Source organism: Mesorhizobium sp. B3-1-9 (assembly GCF_006439595.1).
Lineage (GTDB): Bacteria > Pseudomonadota > Alphaproteobacteria > Rhizobiales > Rhizobiaceae > Mesorhizobium.
In genome coordinates, this window is record NZ_VFTJ01000041.1 from 1 (window position 1) to 8,613 (window position 8,613).

General features: G+C 53.0%; 8 protein-coding genes. 2 read left to right on the forward strand and 6 right to left on the reverse strand.

The genetic code is table 11. From position 1 onward, the window contains the following. The coding region (locus tag FJW07_RS31265) for a DUF4238 domain-containing protein (protein ID WP_181182786.1) at window positions 1-444 on the forward strand (444 nt) is incomplete at its 5' end. Between the two features lie 194 nt (window positions 445-638). Here FJW07_RS31265 and FJW07_RS31270 read toward each other — a convergent pair. Together FJW07_RS31270 and FJW07_RS31275 are read right to left on the reverse strand one after the other, a co-directional pair. Continuing rightward, window positions 639-2,618, reverse strand: a complete 1,980-nt coding sequence (locus FJW07_RS31270) for a RiPP maturation radical SAM C-methyltransferase (RefSeq protein WP_140860873.1) — start codon at window positions 2,616-2,618, stop codon at window positions 639-641. 367 nt (window positions 2,619-2,985) lie between these two features. Beyond that, window positions 2,986-3,681: a hypothetical protein gene (locus tag FJW07_RS31275; protein ID WP_140860875.1), complete on the reverse strand. Its 696-nt coding sequence runs from the start codon at window positions 3,679-3,681 to the stop codon at window positions 2,986-2,988. 123 nt (window positions 3,682-3,804) lie between these two features. Between FJW07_RS31275 and FJW07_RS31280 the strand changes: the two genes are divergently transcribed. Further along, window positions 3,805-4,011, forward strand: a complete 207-nt coding sequence (locus FJW07_RS31280) for a hypothetical protein (protein WP_140860877.1) — start codon at window positions 3,805-3,807, stop codon at window positions 4,009-4,011. Between the two features lie 433 nt (window positions 4,012-4,444). Here FJW07_RS31280 and FJW07_RS31285 read toward each other — a convergent pair whose 3' ends face one another. From FJW07_RS31285 to FJW07_RS31305, 4 genes are all read right to left on the reverse strand, one after another. Continuing rightward, window positions 4,445-5,074 carry a hypothetical protein gene (locus FJW07_RS31285; RefSeq protein WP_140860879.1) on the reverse strand — a complete coding sequence of 210 codons (630 nt, stop codon included), beginning with the start codon at window positions 5,072-5,074 and terminating at the stop codon, window positions 4,445-4,447. 592 nt (window positions 5,075-5,666) lie between these two features. Beyond that, the gene (locus FJW07_RS31295) at window positions 5,667-6,614 is read right to left on the reverse strand and encodes a hypothetical protein (RefSeq protein WP_140860883.1); all 948 of its coding nucleotides are present in this window, start codon (window positions 6,612-6,614) and stop codon (window positions 5,667-5,669) included. Between the two features lie 149 nt (window positions 6,615-6,763). Then, window positions 6,764-7,414, reverse strand: a complete 651-nt coding sequence (locus tag FJW07_RS31300) for a recombinase family protein (protein WP_140860885.1) — start codon at window positions 7,412-7,414, stop codon at window positions 6,764-6,766. Window positions 7,415-7,659: 245 nt separating this feature from the next. Beyond that, window positions 7,660-8,613, reverse strand: a 954-nt coding sequence (locus FJW07_RS31305) for a hypothetical protein (RefSeq protein WP_210239938.1), incomplete at its 5' end; no start/stop codon positions are given.

The window sequence follows — 8,613 nt, forward strand, 5'->3', positions numbered from 1 at the left end:
CTGAAATGGTCTGTCCTAAGAACAGAACACGCTAACCATGAGCTTCTTACATCGGACAGGCCAGTCTTCCTTACTAATAATTTGAATCAGGCAGAGTCCCACCTGATTGTGCCGGTGGGGCCGAGAAGGTTGTTTCTGGCGGTCAAAGACCGTTCGCTGATAGCGAAAATTCAGTCCGCAGGCGAGGACAGGCTTGTGCGGGCTGTCAATGAGTTAGTGGTGTCGAACGCTGCCGTCACCGTTTGCGGTCGCACAGACAGCCAACTGCAGTTCATCCAGAAGCGGATGGGGAGTGGAACGCAGCCGAGCTTGGTGTCTCGCCTTCCAGAGATGCAAAAGATGATAGTGGCGGATTTAAAGGCCGCCTGGGAGATGCAATCCACTCTTTTTGCTCAAGCCCTTCCGGAGAAGCTTAAAGGGCCTGAACGAGGTGGTCGGAGCTAAGTCCGGGCCGCTGAGAAAAGCCAGATCACCCGCTACTCGTCCCGCCGCACGACCCGCTTTTCCCAACGAATCTTCACCAGGATACGGAAGCTGATTGTGTGCGCCATGTTTTGCTCGGGCTATCAATGAGTAAGAACATATCCTCGCCGGTCAAGGGCCTCATTTCGTTCACTGTTGCTCAATGATTGACGAAATCAGCGCTCTGTCTGGGACGACCCGGTGAAACTGCCGTGAACCCGCCTGACGTCAATGGCATCAAACGCGCTTGTCCAAGGTAAGACGCGATCGCTTTTCGGAATTGATCGACCCTTAAGGCGACTAGCCACGCGTCGAAGCCACTCATCGGAAGCAAACTCCTCCTCCTGCAACACCAGACTCAGCAGCGCGCCATCGCGCTCAATAATCCAACCAGCGTTAAGCATACCTCCCAACGAAGCTTGGAAGTCCTCGGGATCGGGCTGCGTCACGAACGAAGCCGCAAGTCTGTCACGAGTCACCCGTTCACTGCATGCAGCCAGTATTTCCCGCTCGGTACGTCCTACCTCCACAAAGTGCTCACGCCCAGCCACCCGTGTATCAATTACGTAATGATGATCGTCTTCGCTTGACATCGTAAGCACGCTAGCTTGTGCCGTCGCCTGCCAATGAGCTACCGCGTCGATAACTCTTCGCTTCTCGAATGCTAACTCCGGTTGCAGATGCTCCGGCAAAAAATAATAAGCAAGGTCCACGTAATCCCGGCTCTCCTTCAACGTGAATACATCAAAGTAAGCAGGATATGGGCGCGGATTTTCCAGAGCCACGAATAGCGGACTATATCGATCAACTCTAACGTCCGTTGCTACCTCAGGAGGCTGCAAATGCGTCAGTAGTGAAATCCACTGGAGATTCTGCTGATAATCCTCCGTCACTTCGCCCGGGAAACCAAATATTATGTTCCAGCTAACATCAAGCCCATACAACGCCGATAGCTTGAGTAGCTGGACATTTGCCAACGCCGACACCCCTTTCTTCATCCGCTTTAATGTCAGGTCACTTAGGCTCTCAATTCCGGGCTGAATTCGGTTTATTCTGGCGTGTCGCAACTTATGGACTAGCGTTCGCGATAGGTTCGCCTTCGTTTCCACAAATAGGCTAAGTGATGTTTGGGACAGTCTGTCCCCAAGTACGTCTAGCCACTTCAGATCGATAATGTTATCGACCAGGTTTATTTGGGTTACATCGAAGCGGGCGGACAGCGTCTCGATCTCATCGGCAAGTCGACCCGCTGTCTTCGACCGAAACGTCATTCCCATGGCATTCAAGCCGCAAAAGGTGCAATGACTCCGCTCACCCCACCAACATCCTCTTGAGCCCTCAACAAGCAGGCTCGGCACCATTTGTCGCGGTGATGTTAAAACAGCTTCGAAATAGTCATCGTAATTGGGATATGGCAGCGCATTAACGTCTTCGATAATTGCTGGCGCGGGGCCACCTTCAACGGATGAATGGTAGTGCCTTAGAGGTCTCCCGCCCGCCTGGACTCGGCGCAGAATGTCGACAATCGCTTGCTCACCCTCGCCTGAGACGACCGCATCGATGAAGGTATAATTGCGCGCAATGGCATCACCCATAGGCCGCTCGCAGTTGGCGCCTCCAAAAATGATTGTCGAATCGGGCTGTAACTTCTTTATCCGTTCTGCAACGACCAGCGATGATACGCTTTGCTGAAATGTGGTTGAAAAGCCGAATAGGTTAGTTCCGCTCTCTAAAAGCGTTTCAACGCATTTCTGAACAAAGGCCTCTACTTGGTCAAAGACAGGGTCGTCCTCTCCGGAAAAGAACCGTTCAATAAGAGGAGCCGTGCGTTCGACATAGAGCCGGTGCGATTTCATTCTCTGGCGCGTCAGACGCCAAAATTCGTGCCAGCTGGTGATACTAGTCCTAAGACGCGCGTCCAGAAAATGTCGTGCAAAAACCCATTCGCCAAGAAGATCGGTATTCGAAGGGAACCCATAGGAAAGCAATGTATAGAGGTCATGCCCTAAGACGTCATATAGAACAAGGTTCGGATACTCGATGCGGACCGTGAACCCCGCTTCGGACGCAGCACTCTTAAGCAAAGAAAGCCCTATGTTTGGGACCTCCGCCGCTGCAAAAGGCATGTTGATCAGGACCGCATCTAGGTTCGTCACGGCGCACCTGAAAATGTGGCGCCACAACCGCAACCTTGGTCGTGGCGCCGTCCATTACCACTCTATAACGACACCGACGCGGACCATCACGTTTGCGCCAGGCTTAACTATGTCGGTAGTCGCAGTTTCATATAATTTTGCCAAAGTAGCATCTGAGATCGTAAGCGAGTGACCCGCTACTCGGACTGTCGCTGCTTTACCATCATGCAAAACTTCAGTATTACCCTCAAGTTTTCCATTTGTAGCCATTACGTCCTCCAGACGTCGGAAGTCACTAAACTTCGTTCCGACAACCACGTACAGTGCTCTTGAAGTTAAATGGAGTCAATGCGCTCACATAAATGACGACGCTCGCCGTTATATGTCGTTAGCGCCGGCTTCGTGATCGAGCGGCGTAGGAATTTGCGCGCCCCGTAGGCGCAATTTCGGCTCTCATCAATTCGAGCTCGTCGGGACCCAAAGACCGAACATCGTCAATGGGCGACTGATGCAAGGCGGCCCTGAGGGCGGTCAGCGAAGGGATCGGTTCCACGTAGTATAGAGGACGATCTGGGGAGATCGTGATGGTCACGTCGCTTCGTAGAAGCCTGATCGGGAACACAATCGGGCCATGCCACCAACCAACCTCGATAACGCCATCATATACGAGGTATTGAAACCTGGTCGGGTAGTTGGGGATGGAACGCACCCTGATTGCTGCGTCGTTTTCACCGAAACCAACTAGGCCCGTCCAAAACTGCACGACGCCCTCCTCGGGAGCGATCGCAACAACAGGAACCGAATCAAATGGCCGCAATGTCGGTGCTTCTAACTTCAAGTCGGTTGCAAACAGAAAGTCGAATTCTTGAAAGTCATCTGCGGTAGACAGTCGCCACAGAATCCGAAGCCCCCTTTCCCAGCGCAGCTGTAACGAAAATGGCAAATGGCCGATCCAGCCTAAGGTGGAAGCGGTAATATACGGCTCACACTTGGTGTTGGCGCGAAGATACCCAAAGCGATTGCGTTTTGAGGACGCAGGTGTGAGCGTCGGCGAGCCGGACAGAACGTTATAGAACCGCAGCATGATGGTCTCCGCCAGTTGTTTTAACGTGCGGGCTAGACGACTTGCTTGGCTGTCGATTGTAGCCTTATACTGTAATCTTGTAATGTCAAATAGGCACGCGGCTTTTTCGTGATGGAGGAGAACATGGCGGAATTCAGGGTTGTTATCGAGCTTCCCTTAACCACTGAGGTGGAGGCGGCTATCGAAAGAAGCATCAAGCGAGCCGTAGCGGCTGAATTGGCCGAACTGGACCTCAGGTACAATCCAGTTCCTCGTCCGGCAGATCGAAAGGCTGCCCAAGCGGCCGGGTGGAAATGGCCGCCTTTCGGGCTATGGCTCAAGGCGGAATAGTGTTGTGCGGGCGCGCGTCACATGTCCAAGTTACTCAGCGGATGTCGACGCGGAGATACTTGCTCTTGTCGGCGATGACGGCGTCGTTTTTCGGCTTGAACAAACACTTCCAATTGATGAGGAATTCATACGTCGCGCATCAGAAGTCGGCGATGTAGAAGCCCGTTTCCGGTTCGCCGGGCGGTGTAAGGAGGAGCGATGTGGCCACTGGGTCAACGGAAGATGTGGCGTGCCGGCTTTGGTTTTTGCTGAGGTTGAGGCTTCAGGAGGCAGCGGTCCTATGGTTCTACCTGAATGCACAATTCGGAACACCTGTAGGTGGTTCGGTCAGGAAGGCCAGAAGGCATGTTCTGTATGCGATCGTGTGTTGCGAGACAGAGTGACGAGTGCTGAGGCGCGTCAACCTTGACTCGCTGCTTAAGGTGTTAACAGGCTAGGGACGAGATTGCTGTCGATTCGGAACACCGGCCGAGGGCGGCAATTGCGTCAATAAGCCGACAAAGTTATCAAAATCATACATATGCTGTAACAAGATGTCGCCAGCATAGTACGCTGGCCTGTCGGCGACGACAATGTCGTTGTCTGGTGGCGCCGAAAGCCAAAAGGCCACTATTCCGAACGATGGCACAAGGAGCAGCCTAGCTTCTGCATCAGACGAGACATTACTATCGATCCAGGTTATTACCTGATCTATCTTATTGGCAGTTGTTTCCCCGCCTAATTCGGTAACAGTCATCTTTGCCATTGCGTGATCAGAGCGGGACCTGGCGTAGCGAATTGCGGTATCTCCGTACTTGATCTGATGATGCCAATAACCTGTGAAAAGAGCGGTCTCGGAGCCACTGCGGTGAGCCTGAATGGCATCTAACCCGAGCGACCAAATAGGAAAGCTTTCAGCCAAGCACAGCTTCATGGGCGACGTCTTTGCGTCCGTGCCGAAATTCAGCACCCACTGTTCTGCCTTTGGCACGCTTGCGCCAGGAGCTGGCGGGACTAGCCGCTCGGATATTTGCGAGGCAACCTCTTGCCGAAGTTTAGCCGGCAGCTGGGTCGTATGCACCATCGTCACACTCCAACTCGACCGCCGAGATCAACGTATGTCATAGTCCATTGACCCATCCCGTCTGCGTCCCTGACGGAGTCCAGAGATTTTCTGGCTGGGCCATCTGACAACGGGTCCATTACGACGACATCCCCGTTGTCATAGTACCCTGCGAGCAAAATAACGTGCGCGCCCGATCCATTCCACTCAATGTAAGCCTCCACTGGCCGGTTTGCATCTATCTGCTCCTTCACTTGCACGAACGTGAGCGCCTGAGCCTTTTGGACGAAGGGGACATGGTAGTGCCGGTATACCCCGTCCGGCCAGAGCGGTTTGTTGCATTGAGGTGATGAAGGGGCCGAGCAGCAGGAGCAAGCAAACTCCTCGCTAGCAAGATCGCATTGTGAGAGCTTATTGACCGCGAGAAAGTGAAAAACCATCTGACAGCATGCAGCCCAGCACCAATTGGACTGCTCTTGGGAAGCGAATTCGACTGCCAAAATCGGACCGGTTGGCTCACCCGGGGGCGGTGGTGCAACTGAGATCGAAATTCCCTGCTCAGCACGCAACGGCATCTGTAACTACCCTGTTTTGCTGATCGACTCACACCTGGTTAGCAAAGTCCGCTCACACGACAATCAGGAAGGGCACGCTGAATCACGCCCTGATTCTGGATCTGATCCAGACGCTGCTGCGTGTAGGGGTCAACTTCATTCCTGGGAACCTTAGGAGCTGCCTGAGGTACGATGGTTATCGTGGTCTTCGGCGGCTGCGGCGCAGCACCGGGAGGCGCCGGTGGACTTGGCTTCTGAACAATGTAAACAGCGATGGGCTTTGCGGCAGGCGGCGTCTTTATCTTCGCAAATGCCACACTCAATGTATCCTCGTTGGTGATTGACGCACTTGCCTTAGCGCTGTTCGTTACACTTATCAGTTTGAGTGACGGCGACGAATTCGCATCGATCACCAGTCTAAATTGGTTAGCGTAACTGAGGCTGTCAGGCCTCGCGAAATCGTCGTATGCAAGGAAGATCTTGTCCCGCCACTGAGCAATTCCGAGGTTTCCGGTCAGCGGGTGCCATCCAAGTGACTCAACGACCTTCTGTTCATTGCTGCAGTCGAGCTTTCGGAGGTTTTCCAGATTATTGCTGTAACCGATAAGCGTATCACGATGGCCATGTTGGTTGACGTCCGCCCCTAGGGGGAGATCAACTAGCTTTGTGAGGCTGCGATTGTATTTGTGATCATACCCCACACCGGCATCGATCTCGCTATCCGCTTTCAGAGTTATTTGCGTCGACACCGACCATTTATCGACATCGAACCAGCTTGGCGCCTTTTCCTTTTCATCGATGAAAGCGTGCTTCATTTCGCAATTGAGATGACGTATCACCAAAGCGACCGGAAATCTGGCGCTGGAGGTGAAATTAGGAAGGGGAGCACACGCCGCCACGACTAGCAGCACTGAAGTTGCCAAAGTTGCTCGCGACACTTCGCCGGGTCGCGGCTTTTTTCCCCCTTTCTGCCTATGTTTTTTCGAGTCCCGCCCGGAATAGGTCATTAGTCCCCTCATTTATTATACGGGCCTAATATACTTCGACCGTTTGAAGACATGCAATTTAATTTTTCATGACTGCTTCGTTTTTTTGTTGGCCAGCGGTTGAGATGTGGCCTCGGCAAGGGTCCAGCGTCAAGAACCAATCTGTACATTCAAGTATGGTCGATTTGATGTGTCGAGAGAAGAACCCGAACTAGGTTCTTGGCTGTCTGAGGATAAAATAGGGTGCCATTGATCGTGAGGACCCCGGCGTCATTTAGGAAGCCCGCCAGCTGTGAGTAACCCATCGACTGCCAGCCCTCAGGCAGGCTGTCTCGGATTTGCTTCGCGAAATCGGCGGCCCTCTCCCTGTTTGTCACGGCCAAAACGCGCCCATTCTGTCCAAGTATGACACCTCTACGCTTGGCTTGGGCCAGCGCTGCTTTCGTCCTCTCGGAAATCAACCGACGCTCTTCCTGGGCCAATGCGGCGAAGATGTGCAGCTGAAAGTCCGTGGCATTCGGCATCTCGACGATCGCCAGACGGACGCCCTTCTCCATCATCGTGGATATGAAGCTGACACGCCTTGAAAAGCGGTCCAAACGGGCGATTAGCAGCGAAGCTCCGGCTTTTTTGGCGGTATTTATCGCTTTTGCCAGTTCAATTCGCCGATCGTTCCTGCCAGATTCCACCTCAACGAATTCTCCGACCAACTCGCCATGTGATCCGGCAAATTGCCGGACCATCTGCTGTTGAGCCTCTAATCCGAGCCCAGATCGGGCCTGTTTTTTGGTCGAGACCCGGTAATAGCCGACGTATTTCATGAGCCTCCGTCAAACATAAACGCTGGTTTATGTTTTAAGGCCTCTCCCTGAATGCGGATCGAGACAACGGGCCAACGCTCCAGCAGAAGCAGTTGGCCCATGTGCATGCAAACAACGGCTCAACTGGGCTGACCCGTGGCCATACTCCCTAGTTTGGGCAGGTGGGATGGAATGGCTGCTTTGCGCCTGGAAGCGAGCCTTGCGGAGTGGCGGCCTTACAACAGCGAACCTCAAGGCTTCGCAAGCTACGGATGCTTATTGCGCGCGGCGACGAAAAGTCCGACCCATACCAGAGCGTTGAGGGCAATAGGAGGAACGTTCACCAAGTTGTCTGCTGAGCTTCCGAACGGGAACATTCCAAAGAGGTATGTTGTCCCGGCTTCAGCAGCGCATAGGTTAATTGTCGCTACGGCCAACAATGACGCGTACGGTGCAATGCCATCTCTGTAATATAATCCCGACCAGCGAAGGAAGTACAACGAAATCGAAAGATAGATCACAAACAACATCAATAGAAATACAACCTGCAGGCCGTTGTGAAATACGATAATCCATCCGGCGTTAATAACCTTAGCCGGGTCGGGAGCGTTCGATATTTCTCGCAGATTAGCTATACGAGCCTGCCACGTCACATCCGGTCGATCATCATCAGCCTGCTTTGTGTACGGCCCAGGTTTGCTGAAATAGAGTGTAACAAACACTCGATCCCCTGGGTTGAGGAGCGTCGGGTCGGAGACAAAATTATAGTCGTCTTTTCTGTTCCAGTTTAATTTCACCCCTTTGTCGGAGCTCACCACGTTGACGATCTTCCATGGTGGCTTGGATAGAACACCTAAGGGTGTGAATTCGTCAGCTGGAACTATTGGAGAAAGGCCGTTGTTGGTTATCAAGGCCTGCCCTACGCGCAAATTATCGATGCTGACACCGTTAGTGGTCGCAGCTACAGTAATTTTGGCGTCTTGCGTCTGCAAATCCTCCAGCGGATCAGAAACTCCCCAGAATGAGGCCTCTAGTCTTTTTGGCGTCACTGGACCAAGAGAGTGCATCCAAAATGTCATGTAGGCCCCAAACAATGGCCCAAAAAGGGCCAGCGGGATGCCGACAAAGCTTAGCAAAGATTTGACTACGGAGGACTGCATCGATCTGACCCGTCGAACGCTGGCACGAGAACGGTGCAATTTGAACCCGCAACCGCCGAC

Bases quoted from the DNA above. Each gene is read 5' to 3' on its own strand.
- FJW07_RS31285 (WP_140860879.1), bottom strand. From the start codon at position 5,074: ATGGTGCATACGACCCAGCTGCCGGCTAAACTTCGGCAAGAGGTTGCC.
- FJW07_RS31300 (WP_140860885.1), bottom strand. From the start codon at position 7,414: ATGAAATACGTCGGCTATTACCGGGTCTCGACCAAAAAACAGGCCCGA.
- FJW07_RS31275 (WP_140860875.1), bottom strand. From the start codon at position 3,681: ATGCTGCGGTTCTATAACGTTCTGTCCGGCTCGCCGACGCTCACACCT.
- FJW07_RS31280 (WP_140860877.1), top strand. From the start codon at position 3,805: ATGGCGGAATTCAGGGTTGTTATCGAGCTTCCCTTAACCACTGAGGTG.
- FJW07_RS31295 (WP_140860883.1), bottom strand. From the start codon at position 6,614: ATGACCTATTCCGGGCGGGACTCGAAAAAACATAGGCAGAAAGGGGGA.